The organism is Niabella agricola, from assembly GCF_021538615.1.
In the GTDB taxonomy this organism is placed as follows: domain Bacteria; phylum Bacteroidota; class Bacteroidia; order Chitinophagales; family Chitinophagaceae; genus Niabella; species Niabella agricola.
Genome location: NZ_JAJHIZ010000003.1, coordinates 4,651,527 through 4,674,097 on the forward strand (window position 1 = coordinate 4,651,527; position 22,571 = coordinate 4,674,097).

Annotated in this window: 16 protein-coding genes; 10 read left to right on the forward strand and 6 right to left on the reverse strand. The window is 47.9% G+C overall.

The window, feature by feature from the left end:
* Positions 1-226 precede the first annotated feature (226 nt).
* Both LL912_RS24635 and LL912_RS24640 read right to left on the reverse strand, forming a co-directional pair.
* Positions 227-709, reverse strand: coding sequence for a BON domain-containing protein (locus LL912_RS24635; RefSeq protein ID WP_235556292.1), 483 nt, complete (start codon positions 707-709; stop codon positions 227-229).
* A gap of 26 nt (positions 710-735) precedes the next feature.
* Entirely contained in the window at positions 736-3,507 is a 2,772-nt protein-coding gene (locus LL912_RS24640) for a hypothetical protein (protein ID WP_235556293.1), read from the reverse strand.
* 986 nt (positions 3,508-4,493) lie between these two features.
* Here LL912_RS24640 and LL912_RS24645 point away from each other — a divergent pair.
* The 4 genes from LL912_RS24645 to LL912_RS24660 all read left to right on the forward strand — a co-directional run bounded on the left by LL912_RS24645 (position 4,494) and on the right by LL912_RS24660 (position 8,159).
* Positions 4,494-5,345, forward strand: coding sequence for an AraC family transcriptional regulator (locus LL912_RS24645; protein ID WP_235556294.1), 852 nt, complete (start codon positions 4,494-4,496; stop codon positions 5,343-5,345).
* A 63-nt stretch (positions 5,346-5,408) separates the two neighbouring features.
* Positions 5,409-6,245, forward strand: coding sequence for an NAD-dependent epimerase/dehydratase family protein (locus LL912_RS24650; RefSeq protein WP_235556295.1), 837 nt, complete (start codon positions 5,409-5,411; stop codon positions 6,243-6,245).
* Between the two features lie 105 nt (positions 6,246-6,350).
* Positions 6,351-7,238: an NmrA family NAD(P)-binding protein gene (locus tag LL912_RS24655; RefSeq protein ID WP_235556296.1), complete on the forward strand. Its 888-nt coding sequence runs from the start codon at positions 6,351-6,353 to the stop codon at positions 7,236-7,238.
* Positions 7,239-7,250: 12 nt separating this feature from the next.
* Positions 7,251-8,159: a helix-turn-helix domain-containing protein gene (locus LL912_RS24660; protein ID WP_235556297.1), complete on the forward strand. Its 909-nt coding sequence runs from the start codon at positions 7,251-7,253 to the stop codon at positions 8,157-8,159.
* A gap of 143 nt (positions 8,160-8,302) precedes the next feature.
* Here the strand turns inward: LL912_RS24660 and LL912_RS24665 are convergent, their stop codons facing one another.
* Positions 8,303-8,632 (reverse strand): helix-turn-helix domain-containing protein, encoded by a 330-nt coding sequence (locus LL912_RS24665; RefSeq protein WP_406603632.1) that lies wholly within the window; start codon positions 8,630-8,632, stop codon positions 8,303-8,305.
* Between the two features lie 518 nt (positions 8,633-9,150).
* The gene (locus LL912_RS24670; protein WP_235556298.1) at positions 9,151-10,041 is read right to left on the reverse strand and encodes a winged helix-turn-helix domain-containing protein; all 891 of its coding nucleotides are present in this window, start codon (positions 10,039-10,041) and stop codon (positions 9,151-9,153) included.
* Positions 10,042-10,235: 194 nt separating this feature from the next.
* Here LL912_RS24670 and LL912_RS24675 point away from each other — a divergent pair, with 194 nt between their 5' ends.
* Positions 10,236-10,781: a hypothetical protein gene (locus LL912_RS24675; protein WP_235556299.1), complete on the forward strand. Its 546-nt coding sequence runs from the start codon at positions 10,236-10,238 to the stop codon at positions 10,779-10,781.
* A 140-nt stretch (positions 10,782-10,921) separates the two neighbouring features.
* On the opposite strand, the gene LL912_RS24680 is transcribed toward LL912_RS24675, so the two are convergent.
* Positions 10,922-11,968, reverse strand: coding sequence for a LacI family DNA-binding transcriptional regulator (locus tag LL912_RS24680; protein WP_235556300.1), 1,047 nt, complete (start codon positions 11,966-11,968; stop codon positions 10,922-10,924).
* A gap of 116 nt (positions 11,969-12,084) precedes the next feature.
* On the opposite strand from LL912_RS24680, the gene LL912_RS24685 reads away from it, so the two are divergent.
* Both LL912_RS24685 and xylA read left to right on the forward strand, forming a co-directional pair.
* Positions 12,085-13,599 (forward strand): xylulokinase, encoded by a 1,515-nt coding sequence (locus tag LL912_RS24685; protein WP_235556301.1) that lies wholly within the window; start codon positions 12,085-12,087, stop codon positions 13,597-13,599.
* A gap of 5 nt (positions 13,600-13,604) precedes the next feature.
* Positions 13,605-14,933 (forward strand): xylose isomerase, encoded by a 1,329-nt coding sequence (gene xylA, locus LL912_RS24690; RefSeq protein WP_235556302.1) that lies wholly within the window; start codon positions 13,605-13,607, stop codon positions 14,931-14,933.
* A gap of 37 nt (positions 14,934-14,970) precedes the next feature.
* Here xylA and LL912_RS24695 read toward each other — a convergent pair whose 3' ends face one another.
* Complete coding sequence (locus LL912_RS24695) at positions 14,971-16,140, reverse strand: serine hydrolase domain-containing protein (RefSeq protein ID WP_235556303.1); 1,170 nt, start codon at positions 16,138-16,140, stop codon at positions 14,971-14,973.
* Between the two features lie 417 nt (positions 16,141-16,557).
* Between LL912_RS24695 and LL912_RS24700 the strand changes: the two genes are divergently transcribed.
* The 3 genes from LL912_RS24700 to LL912_RS24710 all read left to right on the forward strand — a co-directional run bounded on the left by LL912_RS24700 (position 16,558) and on the right by LL912_RS24710 (position 22,570).
* The gene (locus LL912_RS24700; protein ID WP_235556304.1) at positions 16,558-17,982 is read left to right on the forward strand and encodes an MATE family efflux transporter; all 1,425 of its coding nucleotides are present in this window, start codon (positions 16,558-16,560) and stop codon (positions 17,980-17,982) included.
* A 232-nt stretch (positions 17,983-18,214) separates the two neighbouring features.
* Positions 18,215-19,243: a LacI family DNA-binding transcriptional regulator gene (locus LL912_RS24705; RefSeq protein WP_235556305.1), complete on the forward strand. Its 1,029-nt coding sequence runs from the start codon at positions 18,215-18,217 to the stop codon at positions 19,241-19,243.
* A gap of 132 nt (positions 19,244-19,375) precedes the next feature.
* A complete protein-coding gene (locus LL912_RS24710) occupies positions 19,376-22,570 on the forward strand; it encodes a SusC/RagA family TonB-linked outer membrane protein (protein WP_235556306.1) in 3,195 nt (1,064 codons plus the stop codon).
* The last annotated feature ends 1 nt before the right edge of the window (position 22,571 follow it).

A 22,571-nucleotide genomic window follows, 5' to 3' on the forward strand; every position in this document is an offset into this window, starting at 1 on the left:
AGGTAGCACAACACAAAACTCAGCAGGCCATTTTTATTTACACCAGTGAATAACCACAAAAAAGAGTGCGCCCTTTGAGACACCCTCTTTTTTGATCAATTCTTAAAACAACAGGCCGCTAAACGCCTGCGAAGTACAGAAGACGTTGTATCAGGCCTGAGTCGTACTCCTGATCTTTAAAACGGTGCGGGACTCAGATCCAAAAGGAGACTGCACCGTCAGAAGATTACTCTTCAACCAGGTCTTTGGTTACCACTTTTTTAACTTTTAGTGCTTCTAATTGCTGTACTAATACCGGCAGGCTGCTTTTTGAAATGCGACCGTTCAACATCACCACACTGTCGCTGATAATAGCACTTATTCTTTCGTAGGGACGGATCACATTTCGCACTGCTGCGCCAAGCTGCTCCTGTTCAGCAGGGTTTATGCCTATCGCCAGTTCGCTCACCACCTCCTGTATGCCTTCCACCTCCAGGGCTACGGCTTCTGCAGCTGATGCCATTGCTGGCTCCTTAACCCATCCGGAAAGCGTAGCCACTCCTTCATGAGCCGTAACGGTTATATGAGCCAGGTCCTTGTTTTTATGTAGCGCTGCGGTTACGGACCCGCCTATTTCGGCCTCCGTTTTTTTCCCCCCACAACTGGCCCCCATCATTATCCCGGGCAGTACCAGTACAAAAAGGGTACATTTGATTCTGTTGCTTTGCATTTTCTTTTTTTAATAACGGCGCCGATCTATTCCTTCACCACTTTTATTACTTTGGAGTATGCTCTATTACCATCTTTATCCACAGTTACAATGCGTATGTAAAGATTCCCGTCAGAAGTAGTTACAGGCAGATCAGTTGCCTTGTTACAGGCTATAATGCTGGTTGCCAACAGTACGATGGCGATGCCTGAGACCATCAGCTTTCTGCGGATGGCCGAAACGCCCAACAGGAAAATACTTGCAACCACGCCCATCGTACCCATGGCTTGAGCGGCCAGTATTTCGAAGCTGTAATCCTGGGCCACACCGGAATTACCCGTTTCTGCCCGACTTTTTATTTCGCCTATTTTATGGAAATGAGCGCCATCTGACGAGGCCTCTATTTCAAACCATGCATTGTCTTTTTCAGTAAGGCTGGTCCAGTTTACCTGCAGGTGATCTCCTTTTAAGATCGCGCTGATATTGCCGAAACTTACCAACAGCGGGCTACCGCAGTAGGTACTGTTAACCGTAACGGTTTCTGTACGGGTAATACAATTATTAATGGTTACCGTGCACGTATACATACCATCGTTATTGGCCTGGTAGCTCGACCACTCTAATTTGTTGGACGTGGATATCTGTGCGCCGTCCTCTCTTTTCCATGAGTAAGTAGCTCCGGGTATCTTCTCCAGTTCTAATACATATGGCTGGTTAATGCAAGGCTGCTGCGTTGTTACCCTGTTTATTTTGGTAAGCGGTGCAATAGTTACCGTAGTAATAGCGGTTTTGCTGCATTGATCTGTAATACGGAAATCGTAAGTGGCATTTGGAGTAAGGCCGGTTACCAGCAGTTCGTTGGGTGCCGAAGCATTAATGGTTGTAAAAGCCGATTCTGGATCGGTGCTTAATTTTTGTTCCAGCTTAAATGGCCCGGTGCCCGTAAATGCCAGCCCTGCCAGGCCAGTATTGCTGTTATCGCATACAATGCCTATCTTTTTTTCAATTACCGGGTTTTGTCCTGCGGGTTTTATGGTATATTCTTTGGTTGAAGTTAACGGTGGCAAAGTGAAACACATCGCCAACTCGGCTACCACTTTATATGTACCTGCGGCAAGGCCAACGAATGTGCCGGTACCATTGGTGGCCGTTGGGCTGGAGCCCCCGTCTTTATACAATTTATAGATAACAGGTACGGTATAATTGGTAGCGATTGTGGAAGTAATGGTGCCGGTGCCATCACAGGTTTGCGTGGAAGTGCCGCCTAAAGTAAAGTCAGATAACGGCGCTGCGCTGTTGGGTGTCACTTTAAAAGGAATGTCTGTGGTGCAGCCGTTTGCCGAAGTGAATCTTAACACATAATTGTCACCGGGGGGTATATTGGGAAAGCTCATGGAATTGGCCCATGTTATATTTGGATCAGGCGTCCACTCCTGGTTGGTTACCGTATTCACAATTCTCATATTGCCGGGAGCTCCGGTTCCCCAACCTGGTACATTACCCGAAACACTGCCAAAAGAAAAAAGAACCCTTCCTGTACCAATTACACTGGTACAATCTCCCATGTAGCTAAATAAAAGGGACGGAGTGCCTGCTTCAACCAGTATACTTTTCGATGCCGTTGATCCGCAGGCATCTGTAATTTTAACGGTATAGTGATCCGCAGCGCCTATCCCGGTAACAAGGAGTTGCAGGGCGTTATTAACGGTACGTGTAATTGTGGGAACCACTATTGAGTTATTGGCTGCATACCCCGTAACTTCCAACGTTAAAGGCCATGCGGATGTATTAGTTTGAGTAGCTATACTAACACCGCTCGCGCCACAAGCGGGGTATGCTTTTGGGGATAAGCTCAATTGCAGGTCCGGCACCTGAACATTTCCGGTTGTTTCCTCGCCGCAGCCGGTGGTTATTTTCCAGGCAATGGAGCGGGTGCCAATAGTAAGGGGAATACCGGTCAGGTCATTCGTAGATTTAAAATCTTTTTCCCATGCCGGAGTACCGGAGATGGCGGGCGGTGTGGTAGTGCTACTTTCCCATACGGCTATCCGGTACTGGGTGGTGGCGCTGGGCGTTACGGGAGTCCCCTGCAGATAATCTGCTAACCGAAAAACAGTAATCACTTTTCCGCAGTTAACGCTGGCACCGCCAAAGAGGGCGTTTACTTGCCCCTGCAGGATCTGAGGAATAACCTGTGTGATCTTTGCTTTAGGTGTATTCGGTATCAGCTCTACTGTTTGAGGCACAATATTTCCGCAGGCATCTCTTACCCTCACTTGATAAGTACCCCAGGGATCTGCACCCACCAGGTCAAAAGTATTAGAACTGCCAAAAGTAAAATTTTCAACAGGTTCTGACCCGTTGGCACTTTTAAGTATGGCGTACTCCAGCGGAGCTTTGCCACCGCTGGTATTAACGGTGATTTTACCGCCGGGTACAAAATTGGTACACACGCCCGTAGTCGTAACGGTTACCGCCAGGTTAACATAATTTTTTCCAATAGTGAAGTTTTTAGTGCTGCTTATGTTGAGATCATCTTTACAAATCGCTTTTACTGTGTAATCGCCAGGGGGCAGGGCTGTAAATTCAGGGCTATCCTGCTGGCCGGTAGGCCACCCCCCACCTTGGGGACCTTGTGTTAACTGGTATTGTACGGCATTCGTTCCGCCGCCGTTGCTGTTCACCGTGGCTTTGCCATTGGAAGGACAGTCTGCGTTTACAACGTCTACGCTGGTAATAGTTACAGAAGCCGGGCATTGCGCCCGTAACATCGCGGGAATAGCCGCTGCCAGCAGCAGGAAAAATTTTGCTTTTTTCATTTGTTTGGTCTTACATGATTTAAAAATGGAGTATGGTTGATGTTCATGGAAAATGAAACAACTCTTGCTCTCAAATCATAAATATTTCTTCAGCGGTATATTTTGTGACAAAAATCAACATGCTTTATAACCTTTACACCCTCATAGCTCTAAAAAGAATGGCTGTAACGAATCGAACAACGCATGCCCGTAGGTTACGGCTTACTGATGCGAATGGACTCCTCAAAACTGACACTATTCTATTCCCAGGTTTTGCGGAAACAGGAGGAGCGTGGTAAATATCATGGGGAGAACCGGGCAGGCACCAGCCCTGGCAGCAGGCAACAAAAGCAATGCAAAAAAACTCCATAAGCCTAAATAGTCTTTGTTTGGCGTGAAAACTCAGAATTCATCGATTTAGAATTTGAATTTCAAGGATCAGGATTTTTGCTCTTAAATTAAGGATAGCGGTTTACGATAATTCCCATAACAATTTTGTATTTAATAAAATATTTGCCATCACAATTTACAGTTGGCAAAAAAGGGGGCAAAAAAGAGCCGTATAACTTGAGTATGTTTTAAGGAAAAGTACGATTGTGTGTTCCTATACAAAATCAAAAGGAGGGGCTCCTCAAAAGTTGCTCTTTGTTACAATGCAAATAAAAGGGGGCGCACCAAAGGCATTCATTAAAACCAAAACGGAAAAGATAGCGTAGTGGTTGAAAGATTTGTGAAATTATGCTTAATCAATAGTGGCTGAGTCATTAAAAGATAAAAATGTCTGTCTAGCTTCGCACTTACCGACCCTGGAAGAAACTACAGGGCCAAAGCTTCGAAATCAATATTAATGGAGCCGTTGTTATTTCACTTCCTTACTTTTTGCCCCGATACGCGGCAGCTCACCAACGGGCTCCGGGAACTGTTTGGTCTCATAGCTATAAAAGCTCTATACTTCCGACACATCGGCCGCACCGCGTTCCATGGTTTGATTTTATTAACTTTGCGGAATGACAGGTGAAATTCCCGGCGTGAATATGGAAGATCTGCGGCTGAAAGGCTTCCGGGTGCATGCCTTGCAGCCTTCGCAGGAACTCCCGCACCACCAGGGCCGCCGGGACTTTTATAAAATGGGCCTCATCAACGGCGATCTGACCGTGCAATATGGCGGGGAGTTGCTGGAGCTCAAAGGCACGGTGCTCTTCTTCGTGAACCCGAAAGTGCCCCATTCGGTGGTCAGCCGCGTGAACCGGACCAATGGCTACGCCTGCCTGTTCACTGAAGCTTTTATGAACGGCCGCGAACTGCGCGATTCGCCACTGTTCCGCGCGGGCGACAACCCGGTTATTCCGCTCAATAGTGCGCAGGCGGCTTTTATGGACAGCATCTTCCGGGAAATGCTGGTGGTCTACCAGGAAGACTATCCTTATAAAAGCGACCTGATCCGGAACTGTATCTCACTGGTCCTTCATGAAGCCCTACGCATACAGCCGCCGAAACAGGCTATGGCATTTCAAAACGGCGCCGGAAGGGTGACACATTTGTTCCTGGACCTTCTGGAAAAGCAGTTCCCCATCGAGCGGCTGAATGAGCCGCTACAGTTGCGAAACCCACAGCAATTTGCGGACAGACTGTTTCTGCACGTCAATTACCTAAACCGGGCTGTCAAATCGGTGACCGGTCAGCCGACCTCAACCCACATCGCCGCCCGCATCACTGCCGAAGCCAAGGCGCTTTTGCAGCATACAGACTGGAGTGTGGCCGACATCGCCTATGCGTTGGGTTTCGAATACCCGGCCTATTTCAATAATTATTTCAAGCGGCTAACCGGTACCACGCCGAATACGTTCCGCAAGGTTTGAAATTCATAGTTTTTCGTTTGATTATCGATTGCTTAGAAGTGCTGTTTCAGGCAACTTTGTGCCATGAAAATATTAGTAACAGGGGCAACAGGAAAAGTCGGCAGCCGTTTGGTGCCGCGCCTCTTAGCCAAAGGCTATAACGTCACCATTTTAGTACGTGATGCGGCCAAAGCAATACCGGGCACCCGGGTAGTGGTTGGCGATCTTTATGAACCGGCTTCGCTACCCACCGCAGTGGCCGGCATGGATGCCGTGATCCACCTGGCTGCCTTGTTCCGGACCTTTACGGACAATGAGGGTATTGTTAAAACCAACCATTCGGGTACCGTTGCGCTGGCTGAAGCCGCGCTGGCCGCAGGTGTGAAACGTTTCGTCTTTACCAGCACCAGCAATGTTTACCATGCAGGTTACGGTCATCCGGCTAAAGAAACTGACCCGGTGGATATGAACGATCCACGCCCATACGCAGCCAGCAAGATCGCTGCCGAGCAGGAACTGCTGCGATTGCACCCGGATGTACGGGTACTTCGCCTGGGATTTGTTTACGGCGACCGGGACCCACATATCGAAGAGATCATGCCCATCCTCAAACAGTGGAAACGTCATCCCGGGTACCGCATGCATATGGTACACCACCTGGACGTCGCCCAGGCGCTCGTGCTGCTGCTGCGGCATGAGGGACTGAACGGCGAGATATTCAACGTAGCCGATGATGCGCCTATTAGTCTATACGAACTGGCCGATTCGGTCGGAAAAGCAGCGGAAACTTTCGAGGCAGCGCCAGGCCCGTTAAACGATCCCTTCGATGGCGTGCTGGACAGTTCCAAGCTGCGTCACCGGACCGGCTTCCGGCCGTTGGTACCGAGCTACTATGTAGCGCGGGATATGGATCTGCTTTAAGGTTTAGCTGACGGCCTGGTCCTTATATCCGGCTACAACAAACGTGGATTCGGTTAGATCGATCTGCTCCTTCCCAGGGACCTTTGTGGTATTAAAACAATAGTTATGAAGGTCATTGTTACAGGCTCATTGGGCCATATCAGTAAGCCGCTTGCGCAGGAACTTATTACAAAAGGTCACGAGGTGACCATCATCAGCCGGAATGCCGGTAACCAGGAAGAAATCATTCGACTGGGCGCCAAAACTGCTATCGGCTCGGTCGAAGATGCGGCATTTCTGAAGGAGGCATTCATCAGTGCCGATGCTGTTTATGCCATGACGCCGCCCAACTTTGCGGCAACCGATATAATTGCTTACTACCGCAATACGGCAATGGCCTATGCCGAAGCTGTTCGAAACGCGGGGGTTAAACGTGTCGTTTACCTGAGCAGTTATGGCGCAGACCTAGACCAAGGCACGGGTATCATCGTTGGTTCGCACCAGGCCGAGGGTATATTGAATGCACTGCAAAACGTTATGGTTACGTGTCTGCGCCCTGGTTATTTTTATTATAACCTGTACCATTTCCTGGATATGATCAAAAATCAGGGGATCATCGGTACCAATTTCGGTGGCGACGATAAATTGGTGATGGTATCTCCGCTGGACATCGCGGCCGCGGCGGCGGAAGAACTGACCACAGAAAACCTGCAAAATAAAATCCGCTACATCGCCAGCGATGAGCGCACCTGTAGCGAGGTAGCCCGGCTTATTGGCGAAGTCATCGGTAAACCCTACCTGGAATGGCTCACCTTTCCTGATGAGCAGGTTAGACATTTCATGCTGGAAATGGGCAGGCCACCGGTTGTCACCGACCTGCTGGTCGAACTGGGCGCCGCCATCCACAGCGGTTTGCTGAAAAGCGACTATGAAAGAAATAAACCAGCCTTGGGTAAAGTTAAACTGCCGGAATTCGTTCAGGAATTTGCCGCGGTTTACCGGTCAAAAGCGTAATTTTAAACGGCTATGGAACCGTACCGTATCAAGACCATCAGTCAATTTCACCAGTTCATGCAGCTGCCCAGCCCGCCGCATCCGCTGGTCAGCGTCGTGCGCTTCGAGGATTTCAACCGCGAGTGCCTGGCGCCGTTCAGGCGCGTAATGGATTTTTATTCCATCGCGGTGAAGCGGAATTTCCATGTCAAAATGAAATACGGCCAGAAGCCTTATGATTTCAACGAAGGAATATTGTTCTGTATGTCGCCAGGCCAGGTGCTCCGAGTAGAGACGGACCACCATCAGGAAAGCAGCCCCGCGGGCTGGAACCTGCTGATTCATCCCGACCTGCTCTGGCATAGGCCGCTGGCCAAAACCATAAAAAAATATGCTTATTTTGATTACGCGGTCAATGAGGCGCTTTTTCTTTCACCCAAAGAAGAAGCGCTCTTAATTGAAATTATGCAGCGGATCGATGAAGAATGCCGGGCGAACATCGACCAGTTCAGTCAGGACGTCATCATCGCCCAGATCGAATTGTTGCTGACCTATACGGAGCGGTTCTACCACAGGCAATTCCTGACCAGGAAGATCGATAATCACCAGGTGCTGGACCGGTTGGAACAGGTGCTGTCCGCCTATTTCAGTGATGAAGCGCTGCTGGAGAAAGGCTTGCCGACCGTTACTTACGTCGCCGAGCAGCTCCACATTTCGCCCAATTATCTCAGTGGCCTGCTCAAAATACTGACGGGGCAAAGTACCCAGCAACACATTCATGAAAAGATGATCGAAAAGGCGAAAGAACAGTTATCCACCACCACCTTATCGGTCAGCGAGATCGCTTACTGCTTAGGGTTCGAGCATCCGCAGTCCTTCAGCAAATTTTTCAAAGCCAAAACCGCCCTTTCGCCGCTGGAATTCCGGCAGGCATTCAACTAGGGGCGACGGTTGTTATATGTTTCAATGACTAGAGAAATTGCAATACATTTATGTTACTGCGGCTGTGAAAATGAAGTGGTGACACCGCCTTCCTTTAATGGTTGGAGGTTGTTATTTTACGAGGTTACTGTTTATTCGCTTTTTCAGTTAAACGATTTCCCAGACTTCAAAGGGGAAATATTGGTCTTTGTGTTAAACAGTTTGCTGAACGATTGTGAATGTTCAAAGCCCAATTCATAAGCAATTTCGCTCACTGAAAGGTTTGTAGGAGACAGTTTTTCTCTGGCTTTTTTTATCAGTTTGTCGTGTATCTGTTGCTGGGTACTTTGACCGGTTACTGTTCGCAGCAATCTGCCTAAATAACTTGGCGAAATATTCAGTTGTTCCGAAACATATTGAACAGATGGTAAGCCTCTTATTGCCAGATCGTTGCTATTAAAGTAATCGGTCAACAGTTTACTGATAACGGTCACCGAATGTCCTTTTGCAATTAATTCCGTTGCAAGTGGCTTGCCAATATAGCCCAATGAGCCTGTTAAAACGATTTTTATTTTTTTTTATTTTATTTATACAAAGGTGCGGCTTCCTTAAAAGGGCGATGTATCCAAAACGACTGTTATTGCAGTCTAAATGAAATGTCTTTGAGTAGGGGAGAATAATTGGAATAACGGATGGGATTGGCTTTGTCGTATCGGCAGCGTAATATAGAGACCATGGTATCCACGATGTTTGCCACCTGTTTAAGAGCAATCGTACTTACCACTGTTTGAGACAATTTCAGCGAGGTGCTATAAGATATTGATATATAAAATGACTACAGAGGGGGCGAATCTAGTCGTTCCAACTTAAAGAAGCGCAGCAGCCATGCAGGGCTTTTTGATTTTTATACCGGCAGCGCACGGTGCCTTCAAAATACTTTTGATCCATGCGTCCTTTGTTATTTCAATAATTCGCCGGTAAGAGAAACTACCCGGCTTCGGGAAGGTTCTTCTTAAGCGCTAATTTCAAGCTTATATCCTTTTCCCCGTATCACCACAATTTTTACATTCGGATCTGGTTCCAATTTTTTCCTGAGTTTTGAAATGAACATATCCAGACTTCGACCTACAATAACGCCTTCATCTTCCCATATCTCTTTTTGTAGCCGGCTGCGCTCTATAGGTTCGTTTGGAGACGACGCGAAAATGCGTAATACACGCGTTTCGGTTCCGGTCAGGTCTATGGTCTTTTCATGTATCATGAGCCTTTGAGCCACTGCATCGAATGATATCGATCCCAACATGAACATACCTGCCTGTTGATTGTGTGGTAAGGCCCTCCGCGGCCTGGCTGACCTCAAAAAAATAAACCCAACGAATGCTAAAACCGACAGGCTGCCAAGAAGGGATACCTTCTTTACGGTAATTATGTTCGTTGGTTTAAACTTAATGTCCATCATATAACACGCTGTGGGTTGTATTCTCCCTCTACATGCTACAATATCATCTTTTTTATGGGAGGAAATAGCAAATCCATAGGCTACACTGGCGTTCCTACAGTTAAGCATGTTAACAACATAATCACCTGCGAGCGGGTCTTTTGCTAACAAACGCTGTGTAGTATTTACCAGCGAATCTGGTTGGAAAGTAAGAGCATTCTCAAAACTGATCCGGTAATCATTTTCCCCGGTCTTTTTTACGGGGAGCACCCGTGATACACTGTCGCCCGACTGTAAAAGCAGTTCATGCCCGATCCGGCGAAGCAAAACCTCCCTTCTGGCAATGTCAAAGTCATAACTGCCCGTTATGCCGAACGCCACGCAGATTACAACGGTAAGCAAGAGTAATATCACCCCAAACAGGTATTTATGTTTCGCGAAGCGAAGATTTGGGCGATCAGACATACGATTTACAATTTATTTACAAAGGTTACATTTTTATTTACAATCCTGATTTCCAGGCTGAAAAACTGGAAGGTAATTTCGCTGAATCAATTAAAGATGTAACATGAAAAGCGTTTTAGTGTTCAATAAACATTGAAAAAAGGCGCTGGATTCTTCAATACTGGAAGTCGTAATCTTTTACCAAAAAAATAAAAATGATGAAAAAAACTATTTATGCGCTGATCTTACCGCTGGCTGTGGTAGGTGGACTGGTATTTGCCAATGGCGAAATCAAAAATGAAACTTCTAAAAAATCAACCCCCAGGCCACTCTCTGCTGCTGAAACGAAAGCCGAAAGAGAAAAATGGGAGGCTACCCCTGAAGGTATAAAGTACAAAAAATGGGAAGCCTCTCCCGAAGGTAAAAAAGTGCTTGCCAGTGCTGCTAAAATAGGGAAGCCTATAAGTGCTTTTACTAGTATGGAGGCTGTTGTAACCGCTCTTTCTCTTCCGCCAGGCTCAAGATTAGGTTTCGGAGTGATGGTGCGTATTAATGGTGACGACTATATTCTTGGTTTTGGGACGGAAACGTCCAAAGAATATCAGCAATTGCAGAGCCTGAAAGTTAACGACAAAATAATTATCAGAAGCCATAGTGTGTCGTGGGCGCCCAAGTATTCATATCCAATCGTATCGGGCGACTATGTGGAACGAGACCGTAAAATAATGTATAAGCGTGTTCCTCACAAAGGCGGTTGCTGAGTAAATGAATGATAAAACAGGTTACTGTCTACGCGTTGTTCCTGAGGCTTTTTTCACAGGAACTGTGAAAAAATAATATCAATTACAAGATCAAGACACCGTTACTTTCGAAGGGCCTGATATCATGTTTGCCGAAAAAATTACTTATGGCTGCGGCGTAGCAGGTCCTTTTTTACCGATGACTCACGGATGACCAGGGCGCTGGGAATGGTAATGCTTTTATGTCCGCCGGTTGTTTTGCTGTTCTTTTTTGTTTTGATCTTCTCTATTAAGGTTTGCGCAGCCGTTTCGCCCATAAGCATGCCTGGATAATCGATGGTAGAAAGCTTGGGGCTGATCAGGCTTCCGAGGATATCATTATTAAAACCGATAACCCCGATATCCTCGGGAATACGGATGCCTCTTCGCTGTAATTCATCCATACAAACCGCTGCAGCAAAGTCGTTGGTAATAAAAAAGGCATCGGGCTTTTGTTCCAGCAGTTGATGCATCACTTCTAAAGTGTCTTCGCGGTTCAGACTGCAGCTTTCTACCAGTGCCGGATCAAAGCGGATCTTGTGATCAGCCAGCGCTTTTTTATAGCCCTTGAACCGGTCTTCGTACACATTGCGCTGCAGGCTGGCGGTAATATGTGCAATGCGCCGGTAGCCCTGGTGTAGTAAATGGGCGGTGGCCTCATAGCCGGCTTTAAAATTATCGATCACAATTTTATTGCAGGGCATTGCTTTCGCAACCCGGTCAAAAAACACTACCGGGATGCCTTGTTCCAAAAACGGGTTGAAATGATCGGTGGTTGTGGTGGTCATTGCCAGGGATACAATCAACCCGTCTACTCTTTTATTGAAAAGGTTGCGGGTGTTGGCCATTTCCCGCGCTCCGTCTTCACCCGAATGGGCGATCAGGATATCATATTTTTCTTTAGTGGTAATTTTTTCAATACCGGCCAGTACTGAAGTGGAAAAATAACTGTTAACCTCGTGCAGCAGTACGCCGATGGTACGTGATTGCTGTTTGCGCAGGTTGCTGGCAATTAAGTTTTGACGGTAACCCATTTTGTCGGCCATGGCCCGGATCTTTTCCCGGGTTTTGGGTTTCACCAGCGGACTATCATCCAGTGCCCGGCTGATGGTGGCAGTTGAAAGATTGAGCGCACGCGCAAGGTCATAAATGGTTACCTGTTTCTCCATAAAGGCAAATGTACCCTTTTTTCACCCATTTTATTCCAATAATGAAATCGATTACATTTCAAAAAGCAGTATATTGCAGCCGGTTCCGGGATAAGGAGCTGAAAAAAAATAGATTCATGATTGCTAAAAGAAATAATCGCTTTTTATTGGGGATCGACATCGGGACCTCTGCCGTGAAAGCTGCCCTCGTAAACACTGCCACAAGGGCAATAGTCGCTACAGCATCCAGTCCGGATACAGCAGAACGTGGTATTAAATCCCTGCAACCTGGCTGGGCCGAGCAGGATCCCGAACAATGGTGGACAGATGTAAAAGCGGCGATCCGTAAACTGGGGGAGTGGCCCGGCTGTGATCTGCAGGCTGTTGATGCAATCGGTATTACTTACCAGATGCACGGGCTGGTGGTTTCGGATACAGAAAATAAGGTACTGCGCGATGCGATTATCTGGTGCGACAGCCGGGCGATATCAGAGGGGGAGCGGGCATTGCAGGCTATCGGAGAAGACAAATGCCTGCATCATTTGCTGAACTATCCTGGTAATTTTACTGCTGCTAAACTGGCCTGGGTAAAGGAGCAGGAACCGGCCATTTATAAAAAGATACACAAAGTGATGTTGCCGGGCGATTATATTGCGCTCCGGCTAAGCAATACGGTTACCAGTACGGTGTCGATGTTTTCGGAGGGCACTTTCTGGGATTTTCGCAGCCACACGGTTTCAGAGGATATGCTGAACTTTTTTGGATTTGATCCCCTTTTTTTTGGGGAACTTCAACCGGTGTTCTCGGTTCATGGCAGGTTGAGCGCGGCCATGGCGTCAGAACTGGGGATGAAAGCCGGCACGCCCATTACTTATAAGGCCGGTGATCAATTGAACAATGCGCTTTCATTAAATGTGTTAAAGCCCGGCGAAATAGCAACCACTGCAGGTACCAGCGGGGTAATCTATGCCGTAACGGACCAGCTGGTTTATGATCCGCAATCAAGGATTAACAGTTTTGCACATGTAAATCATCTTCCCGAACAGCCTCGTATCGGGCTGCTGCTCTGCATCAATGGCGCGGGCATCAGCAACCGCTGGATCAGGGATTGTACGGGTGGCGTGCATTCTTATACACAGATGAACGAAATGGCCGGGGGGATAGCGCCTGGTGCCTCCGGCCTGCGTTATTATCCTTTTGGAAACGGTGCAGAGCGCATGCTGGAACATACGGCGGTGCAGGCAGGTTTTTCCGGCATCGATCTGAACCTGCATACACCGGCGCATCTGTATCGGGCGGTGCAGGAAGGCATTGCTTTTGCCTTTCGCTACGGACTGGATATTATGCGGGAAAACGGGCTACAGGCAACCGTTGTGAAGGCGGGCAAAGCCAATCTTTTTTTAAGTGAAGTGTTTGCCCGCGCATTTGTAAATGTAACAGGACTGACGCTGGAGCTGTATCATACGGATGCGAGCGTGGGCGCTGCCGTTGGCGCCGGTATCGGGTTGGGAATCTATACCGAGGCCAATGCTTTTGAAAACCTGGAGCAGGTGGCAGTGATTACACCGGATGAACCAACGCGGGAAGTTTATGAGAGCATATACCAGGAATGGCGTATACAACTGGAGCAACAAATTCATCAAAATAAATAAAGATTATGCAGGTACTTACAGGAACTACTGAATATTTTAAAGGAATCGGCCCGGTAAGATTTGAAGGATTGGAATCGGATAATCCCATGGCTTTCCGTTGGTACGATGAAACAAAAGTGGTGGCAGGCCGGTCATTAAAAGAATGGCTGCGTTTTGCCTGCTCATACTGGCATTCTTTTAATGGGAACGGGGCAGATCCTTTTGGCGGGCCCACTCATTTTTTTGCCTGGGATCAGCGAAGCGGCGTACTGGACCGTGCCAGGGATAAAATGGATGCGGCTTTTGAGTTTTTTACAAAAATGTCGCTGCCGTTTTATTGTTTTCATGATGTAGATCTGGTGGATTATGGAAACGATGTTGCGGAGAACGAACGGCGGCTGCAGGCCATTACAGATTATGCGCTTGAGAAACAGGCCGCTACCGGTGTGCAATTATTATGGGGTACCGCTAACCTGTTTTCACATGTACGCTATATGAATGGGGCGGCTACGAACCCTGATTTCAGGGTTGTGGCGCATGCAGGTGCTCAGGTAAAAGCAGCATTAGATGCCACGCTGAAACTGGGGGGTGAAAACTATGTGTTCTGGGGCGGCCGTGAAGGCTATATGAGCCTGCTGAATACCAACATGAAGAAGGAGCAGGAACATATGGCTCGGTTTTTACATATGGCAAAGGATTATGCCCGGCAACAGGGTTTTAAAGGTAACTTTTTTATAGAGCCTAAGCCCTGTGAGCCTACCAAGCATCAGTATGATTACGATGCGGCTACCGTGATCAGCTTCCTGCGGCAATACGATCTTCTCGGGGATTTTAAATTGAATATTGAAGTGAACCATGCCACCCTGGCTGGGCATACATTCCAGCATGAATTGCAGGTGGCAGCGGATGCGGGACTTCTGGGGTCCATGGATGCCAACCGGGGCGATTACCAGAACGGATGGGATACGGATCAGTTCCCCAACAATCTGAACGAACTGACCGAGGCGATGCTGATCATCCTTGAAGCCGGCGGGTTCAGCGGCGGCGGGATCAATTTTGACGCAAAGATCCGGCGGAACTCAACGGACGCTGCAGATCTTTTTTATGCCCATATCGGCGGGATGGATGCCTTTGCCCGGGCCCTGATCATAGCCGATAATATCCTGCAAAAATCTGAATACCGGAAACTGCGTGCTGACCGGTATCAATCTTTTGGAGAAGGACCGGGACGGGATTTTGAAGAGGGAAAGTTAAACCTGGAGGCACTGCGCGACCTGGCCGCTCAGAACGGGGAGCCGGAACAGATCAGCGGTAAACAGGAATACTACGAGAATATGATCAACCGGTTTATTTGATCTTCCGGAACTTTTTATAAACGGAGGTCGTCGCTGCTTAGGGAGCGGCGGCCTCTGTTTTCTTCGCGATCAGGCGTGCAAGATTGAAGCAAAGCTGATCGATCCGGTCTTTCTGGGGGTGGAATGCAGAAACATTGGAAAGCAGGATCACAGCATTTCCGGATGAGGCATTGATAGCCATGGAAGAAGAGTATCCCCCGGTGCCACCGTTATGCCAGTACAGTTGACGGCCATAATTGGTGCTGATGATATGCCAGCCCAGTCCCATCTGCATCCGGTCGCTGACCGTAAAAGTAGGCACCCTTGTAAGCGCCAGCTCTTTATTGGAAGCGTCGAATTGCGCCATTGCAAAAAGGGCCAGATCCTTTGTACAGGACAGAAGACCACCTCCGCCGAACAACGCGTCAAATTCCCAGTTGGGAACTTCATCACCTTTTTCGTTGAGCCCTTTTACCAGTTGCGGCCCCGCCTGTTCCGGACGGATATAGGAATGACGCATCTGGTATTTATCCAAAACAGTTTTCTTCAGCAGGTCCGGAAATGTAGTTTTTTGCGATCGCCCTAATGTATAGCCCAGCAAGCCTGCGCCAAGGTTGGAGTACTCGTATCGCGCTCCGGTGGGCTGCTGCAGACTCAGTTCATTCTTCAGATAGTCTTCGAGCTGCCGGGCGCCATAATTTTTGTAAGGGTTCAGTGGTGCCGTTTTTGCTGCGGCAAAATTGGCAGGAAGCCGGGGCAGGCCGGAGGTATGATTGCTCAGGCTTTTAAAATTGAGTTGGATATTTTGGTGGAACGGGAACGGGTAATAAGTATTGATGAAGTCTTCAAGCTTTATTTTTTTCCTTATTACCAGGTCGGCCAGAACCGCCGCTGTAAATACTTTGGTGATGGAGCCGATCTCAAAAATCGCGGTGCTGTTGTTAATCTCAAGGATGCTATCTTTTTCCTTTAACAGGCCAAAGAAAGATATTTTTCCGCTTTGAATAACGGCAATGGAAAACTGTGTCTTTTCAGGGAAATTTTTAAGTTGTTGTATGGCCATCTCCGGGATCCGCCGGTCTTTGATGCTATCCGCAGCGGGAATGATCTTTTCACCGGGTATGGAATATACTTGCTGCGCCAGCAGGGCATGCGGGGGAGACAGGTGGTAGGCTGATAAAAAAAAGCCTGCAAGCAGGGGCAGGATAAAATACAGTGATCGGTTCATGTTACAGTGTTAACCTATGGACTTGACAATAGGCGGTTTAAAAGTAGTTAAATTCTAAATTTTAAATACCATATTCTAAGATCCAAAAGACAAAGATCAAATGACAAAAAATCAAAAGTCAAGGGCAATGAAAAATACCTGTCGGAACACTATATTGAAGGCTAACCGCAACGAGCGTTGAATACCTACCACTGAAACCTGATCGCTCAATAGCTGTATTCTGACAGCTGAACGTTGAAATCTCCAAAAAATCCTATCTTCGCGTTTCAAAATCTACTTTGATGAAAATCATTGCCGCTCCGATCGTTGTACTGCTCCACTAAGTACCTTTAACGATCTCCGTTGTAACTATTTGTAAGTGGTATTCCGCTATTGCGGGATTGCGTTCTATTTTCATTCAATTTAATAAAATTATTTATGTCTTTTGATCATAAAGATACCCGTAAGGTATCGTCTGCGCTGTTATTTTTAAAACAGGCATTTAAGGGCACAGAAACGGACTACACCAGCATCAGCATTCGCAGAGCCGTATTAATGCTGGCCATTCCCATGATGCTGGAGATGAGTATGGAATCCGTTTTTGCGTTGGTAGACCTGTATTTTGTGGGGCATTTAAAGGAAAGCAGTTTTGCGATACAAACGGTAGGCCTTACCGAATCGGTATTAACGGTTATGTATTCCATCGCCATTGGCATGAGCATGGCGGCTACAGCTGTGGTGGCGCGCCGCATTGGCGAAAAGAATCCTGAGGGCGCTGCACATGCCGGCGCACAGGCATTATTGATTGCAGCGGTGGTAACGGTTTTACTGAGCATGGTGGGAATGTTCTATGCCAAAGAGATCCTGTTGCTGATGGGGGCGTCGGAGCCCGCAGCAGCACATGGGAAACATTTTACCGCTATTATGATGGGCAGCAGTATTTCCATTATGTTGTTGTTTCTTATTAATGGTATTTTCAGAGGAGCCGGTAATGCAGCCATCGCCATGAAGAGCCTGTGGATTGCCAATATCTGTAATATTGTTCTGTGTCCGGTACTGATCAATGGCTGGGGTGGAATACCGGCCTTTGGATTAACGGGTGCTGCCATGGCTACTGCCACTGGAAGATCGATCGGAGTGCTGTACCAGCTGTACCACCTGTTTCGCGGCAAGGGCGCATTCAGGATGCGTTCCGTTCATTTTCAGCCGGATCTGCCGGTGATCCGTTCCATGGTGAAAATTGCAGTGCCCGGTATCTTTCAGTTTGTGATCGCATCCTGCAGCTGGATCGTGCTGGCGCGCCTTGTAGCAGTAACCGGAGGTGATGAAGGTTCCGCTGGCTATCAAACGGCGTTACGGTTGATGATGTTCTTTATGTTGCCGGCCTGGGGCATGAGTAATGCTGCGTCTACACTGGTAGGACAGAACCTGGGCGCCAACGCTCCAAAGCGGGCGGAGGCTTCGGTGATGACCACCGTAAAATACAATGTATTGTTCATGCTGCTGGTGAGTGCCGTATTCTTTTTGCTGGCCCATTGGCTGGTTTCTTTTTTCACTACCGAGCAACACGTACAAACCATCGCTCAAACAGCCATGTATACGATGGCCTGCGGCTTTGTGTTTTACGGGGTGGGCATGGTAATGATCAACGCTTTTAACGGATCGGGCGATACCTGGACACCAACCTGGGTGAATTTTTTTGGATTCTGGTTGTTCCAGATACCACTGGCCTATTTGCTGGCGGTGTATTTTGATCTGAATGAACGGGGCGTATTTATTGCTATACCGGTATCTGAGGCGGCCATCACTGTAGTTTCATTCATTTTGTTTAAGCGTGGCCGCTGGAAGCTGAAGAAAGTATAGGAGCTGTTGTAATGCAGCATGGAAGGAGGCGGTCCTGAACGTACTGTAGTGGTTAATCATAGAACGCCTGCAGGCTTAAGCAATCGATGCATTGCGTATTTGAGCCCGGACGTTTTTGAATTGAATCTGCTCGGGAAAGGTCCGCCTCTTTTTAACAGCGTTTAAAAAAAATAAAAAAAATTTGTCAGTTTAATAGAAAGTTTTATCTTAGTTTTTGAATACGTATTCATAAATGAAATTCGCAGGCAAATCAAATCCGGAAAAACGAAATGCCACCTCGGAAGATGTGGCGCAACTGGCAGGTGTATCGCAAGCCACCGTGTCCCGGGTATTTGCCGGAGGCGCCAATGTATCGGAAAAAAAACGGAAGAAGATCCTGGATGCTGCTGCACAACTCGAATACAATCCCAATGCACAGGCCAGAAGCCTCATTACCCGGAAAACGATGATGGTGGGTATCATTATGCGTAATATAAAGGACCCGTTTTATTCTGCCGTACTGGAAATTTTTCATACCCGTCTATCGCCGCTTGGCTACCAGCTGATATTTAATAATTCGGAAAATGAGATCATTGAAGAATGGGAGATCGCCAAGCTGCTCGAATTTAATGTAGAAGGCATTATTGTAACCGATGCGCTGCTTTCCGAAGGTGCCACCCGTAAATTAAAACGGAGCGGAATTGTGTCCATCCTGTTTAACCGCTATACCGAAGGACTGGATTGCAGTGCTGTTTATTGCGATAATTACCTGGCAGCACAGCAAATTGCCACCTACCTGGTAGAAATGGGGCACCGCAGCTTTGCCTTTATATCCGGTCCGCGGAATACGTCAACCACGGTAGATCGCCTGAAAGGGTTTCGGGAAGTGCTGGAGGAGCGGAATATCAAAGATCTTACGATCATTCCCGGAACCTATACCTATGAAAGCGGGTTTAAATCGGCACAGGAACTGTTAACCCGAAACAAGGAGATTGACTGCATTTTTTGTGGTAGTGATATCATTGCCCTTGGCGTAATGGATGCTGCACGACTGGTGGGCTTCCGCATTCCGGAAGATTTATCAGTCGTTGGGTTTGATAATATCCGGATGCTGGGATGGACGCCTTATCCCTTAACTACCTGGGAGCAGCCGCTGGAAGAAATGGTGACCAGCACGGTGGAATTACTGTTGAAAGAAATAGACGATAAAAATGCCGCGCCCCGGATTGTTGCCATGAAGGGTCGCCTGGTAATACGCAATACTGTAAGAAGGAAAAAATAGTTTTTTTTCATCTATTTTGAATACGTATTCAAAATGGATGAACGCAGCCATTGACCCGTGCGGGGCGATGCAGGGGCTTTTTGTTGCCAGGAAAAGGGCTGCCAGACAAACCATAAAAAAATTGCCTCAAATATGAAACGAGTAATGATTCCACTGCTTTGCAGCATCCCGGCCGCCAAAAAAATACCGGCCCCGGATGCGCCCGCACGGCGGATTGCCAAACGCTGTTTAACCCTTTTTGTGTTCAGCCTGATCCTGAACATGGCGCATGCAGCTGGTTCCGGCCGACCCGGCAGGTCGCCGTCCTTAACCTTTGTACAGGATACCCTGCCTTCCTATGTACTAAATGGGCTGGTACAGGATGAGAATAAAAACCCGGTACCCAATGCTTCGGTACAGATCAAGGGAACACCACGCAGTGCTGTAACAAATCTCGACGGGAAGTTTATTATTGAAGCGCGGAGGGGTGACTCCCTGGTAGTGACTTCAGTGGGTTATCTGGAACAGGCGCTGTTGCTGGATCGAAATCCAACCCTGGTAATCCAGCTGGTACAGGATCTGGAAGGGCAGAAGCTGAATGAAGTACAGGTAGTCGGCTACGGATCGCAGAAGAAAACGACCATGGTCGGCGCCGTTTCAACGGTGAGTGTGGCCGAGATTCAGAAATATTCCACGCCACAGCTTACCAATGCCATTGGTGGAAAACTGGCCGGTGTATTGACCCGGCAAACTTCAGGCGAACCGGGCTATGATGCTGCGAAGATCTATATACGCGGACTGGTTTCACAAAGTGGCGTGAACAAGCCATTGATCATCGTAGACGGGGTGGAGCGGGAACTGAACGATTACTGGACCAATATGAATATCCAGGACATTGAGAGTTTCTCTGTTCTGAAAGACGCTTCCGCAACGGCTGTATATGGTAACAGAGGTGCCAATGGTGTAATCCTGATCGTAACCAAGAAGGGAGTGATTGGCCGGCCACGTGTGATCTTCCGTACGGAAACGGCGGTAGCCACACCAATGCGGATCGAAGATAATATCAATGCCTATGAATATGCGTCGCTGGTAAATGAGTCCCGTGCCAATGTGGGGGAAGCGCCGAAGTATTCGGCGGCAGAGTTGCAGAAATTTAAAGACCACTCGGACCCGTATCTCTACCCGGATGTAGACTGGTACCGGACCATCTTCCGGAAGAATACCATGCAGAGCATTAACAACCTGGGTATTACCGGCGGTACGGAGATCGTACGGTATTACGTAAACCTGGGCTATACGCTGCAACAGGGAATGTATGTGGAAGATCCTAAGGTAGAATACAAGACCAACGCCATGATGCGCCAGTATAACTTCCGATCCAGGGTGGATGTAAAGCTGAACAAACGGCTGACCGTAGACCTGGGGCTGGCGGGGATCTCAAAGGCCGCCAATTTCCCCGGCAGGGCCCGATCTACGATTTTTGATGTACTCAAGCTCACCAACCCACTGATGTACCCGGTAAAGAACCCGGACGGATCCAACCCCGGAGCTTCCGGCGACTCAAGGATCAATCCCTATACACTGGTTACACAAACCGGTTATACCACGCAGTTTTATAATACCATCACCAGTAACCTGAATGTGCGCTGGGATATGGGCGGCCTGGTGCGGGGCCTGTCGTTAAATGGGCTGGCGGCGTTTGATGTGGTAGACATTACCCAGAATGTGCGTTCGAAGGACCCGGCCACTTTTTATTATAAAAAAGATCCCATCACAGGCAAGGAAAGCTACACGCCCATTGTTACGGAAACAGCACTGGGGTTGTATAATCTTAATGAGAATTACCGAACCGTATATGAAGAATTACGGCTGGATTATGTACGCAGTTTCGGAAAACACAATATCACCGCATTGCTGGGTGCAAACAGACGGCAATACAACAACGTAAATGCCGGCAACTCCATCGATAATATACCGGAACGCAGGCAGGGCCTGATCGGCCGGATTACCTATAACTATGATACCCGCTACCTGCTGGAAGTAAATGCAGGATATACCGGCTCCGAGCAGTTTCCGAAAGGAAAACGGTATGGCCTGTTCCCGTCTGTAGGACCGGGCTGGATTGTATCCAATGAAAAGTTTTGGAACTCCGGTTTTATCAATCTTTTAAAATTCAGAGGATCCTATGGCCTGGTAGGTAATGACCGCATAGGTGGTGGCCGGTTTTTATTCCAGACCCGCTTTGATAAAAATGCTCCAGGTTATGTGTTTGGCCAGGACCAGAACATTAATCCCGGTGGCAAGCGGGAAAACTTTATCGGTAACCCGGATGTAACTTGGGAACATGCATATAAATCGAATATAGGGATGGACCTGGAGCTCTTGCAGGGAATGATTACGCTCACAACGGATGTATTCCGCGAGCGGCGGGAAGATCAGTTGCTCAGCCGGCGGATCATTCCGATCTATGCAGGATATCCCGATTTTATTATTCCCTTCGGGAACGTGGGCATCACGGAAAACAAAGGGATCGACGGAAGTTTCCAGTTCCGGAATACGACCAAGGGGGGCTTCTATTATTCCGTGAACGGAAACCTCACATTTGCTAAGAACAAAATCATTGAAAACGATTATCCCAAGCTTCAGTACCCCTGGCAGGACCTGCGCGGTTATCCCATCGGTTCCAACCTGGGATATATTGCCGAAGGCTTTTTTAAAGATGAGGCCGATATCGCAAACAGTCCAAGCCAAACCTATTTCCAGTCGGTGATCCGTCCCGGGGATGTAAAGTATAAGGACATCAACGGCGATAATAAGATCGATAATGCAGACATGACCGTGATCGGCAAATACGGGTCTGAGCCGCAGATGATGTATGGCCTGGGGATCGTACTGTCCTATAAAGGATTTGATGCCTCCATTTTCTTTACAGGTGCGGCCCGGCGCGATTTCTTCTTTACACAGCAATGGACGGCCATGCCGTTTGCTTCCGGCGAGAGCATGTATAATGTGATGCAGATGGTATATGATCAGCGGTGGATACCCGGCGCCGATAACAGCGAAGCAAAATTTCCCGCGGTACGCTCATTGAGCAAAAACAATTATGTGGGTTCTACGGTATACCTGCGCAGCGGCGATTACCTGCGGATCAAGAACGCAGAAATCGGTTATAATTTTCCCGATGCACTCATGAAACGCTTGAAACTCAATGGCGCAAGGCTTTTTGTACAGGGCACCAACCTGGCCACCTGGGATCATATCAAGGCCATTGATCCCGAGTCGGATTTTGGCACGGGAAGTTATCCCATCAGCCGCAATTTCAATTTTGGTCTTGAAGTGAGGTTTTAAC